This is a genomic window from Porphyromonas uenonis 60-3 (assembly GCF_000174775.1).
Taxonomy (GTDB): domain Bacteria; phylum Bacteroidota; class Bacteroidia; order Bacteroidales; family Porphyromonadaceae; genus Porphyromonas; species Porphyromonas uenonis_A.
Genome location: NZ_ACLR01000241.1, coordinates 1 through 1,292 on the forward strand (window position 1 = coordinate 1; position 1,292 = coordinate 1,292).

Annotated in this window: 3 protein-coding genes; all 3 read right to left on the bottom strand. The window is 50.0% G+C overall.

Annotated elements, in window-relative coordinates:
• Positions 1 to 22: 22 nt before the first annotated feature.
• The 3 genes from PORUE0001_RS11010 to PORUE0001_RS11020 are packed head-to-tail and all read right to left on the bottom strand — an operon-like array spanning position 23 to position 461.
• Positions 23 to 160, bottom strand: coding sequence for a hypothetical protein (locus PORUE0001_RS11010; RefSeq protein WP_007364769.1), 138 nt, complete (start codon positions 158 to 160; stop codon positions 23 to 25).
• Positions 157 to 327, bottom strand: a complete 171-nt coding sequence (locus PORUE0001_RS11015) for a transposase (RefSeq protein WP_007366240.1) — start codon at positions 325 to 327, stop codon at positions 157 to 159. The genes PORUE0001_RS11010 and PORUE0001_RS11015 overlap by 4 nt, the downstream gene beginning before the upstream one ends.
• Positions 306 to 461, bottom strand: coding sequence for a hypothetical protein (locus tag PORUE0001_RS11020; protein ID WP_007366241.1), 156 nt, complete (start codon positions 459 to 461; stop codon positions 306 to 308). Before PORUE0001_RS11020 ends, PORUE0001_RS11015 begins: the two co-directional genes overlap by 22 nt.
• Between the last annotated feature and the right edge of the window lie 831 nt (positions 462 to 1,292).

Here is a 1,292-nt window from a genome sequence, read left to right on the forward strand (position 1 = left end):
GCGGAGATTTTCCTTCCTTGGACTAGGCTCGTAGAGCTCTCTTCGCTTCGTGGTCTAGCTCGAAGTCGCAGTCGTGCGCAACCAGCGAGAAGAGGATGTGGAGGAGCTTATTGTTGACGTTGTTGAGGATGACCCCGTAGGGCTTGCCTTGAGCTTTCATGCGTTGGTATACTGTTTAAATGTTGGGTTATGAGTTATGGCACTTCGGGCTGCTTGGGTCAAGATTCCTTTTAGCCGTCGGTTACTGTAGCCTCCTGTGTTGGATTTGTGAAAGACTGAGCTCCCAGAGCTCTCGTAGAAGGGCGCTATACCGCAGTAGCTAGCCATCTTCTTGGCACTCCACCCTTGAAGTTGTCGGTAAAAACGATCAGCATGACCGAGGTGACGAGACCCACTTTGCAGGAAATGAGGTGCAGGTAGTGGCGGTACATCTCCTCGTCTTCCTTGATGATTTCAAGCATTCGCTCGCACTCTTTGATGCTTTTGGTAAGAGGTCATGGCTTCTGGGCATCTCGGTAGATGAAGTTTCACTTTAGACTTGCTAGAGTGTCGTTTTTCCTTGGCACTAACCGTCTTAGCGCGTCTCTCGCAACTAGTGACTGCCTATAGAGAAAGAGGTCGCGTAGCTCGCATGTTCCCGTCCAGAGGCTTATAGAGAGTCTTGGAGCGGAAGAGGGCGTAGTGAGCGATCATCTCTGAGTCGGCTTTGTCGTCCTTGCCTTTGCGCAGACCCATCTACGCTTGATCTGCAGGGCGCTCTCGCGCCAGATGTTTAGGCCGTTGCCGTAGAGCCATCGCAGAGTCGATCGTATCCTCCTGTAGTCTCACAGCAGAAAGCATGGTGTCGGTCTTGACTCCTCGACCAGCGTTCTTCTTGCTCCAAGAGACGAGGCTCCGGAACCCCTTAGGGTTGTTTTCTACAGTGGTGTAGGCGAGCTGCTGCTCGCTGTCTGATTCTGATTCGTAGCGAATCAGGGTGGCTCCAGTTTTTCTTTGGAAACGTCGATGCCGATAAAGTGATATTCCATAACTTTGTATCTGATTATTGATAAGGACCAGCTAGGCTACATTAGGCTATTACTTTAATTAGGCTATAGGCCTCACTTTCTAATGAGTCTCAAGTAGCTGAACTCCAGAGGGTCTCTAACAGACCTTAGGCTCGAAGCCTCGTAGGGACGATAGATTACCCTCTGGTTGCTGTCCTTACCTCACTACAACAAAGGTAAGAACAACCCGTTCAACTGACCTAATCTCGGGTCGATTTCTTTTCACTCTGCAAAGTTAAAGTAGGG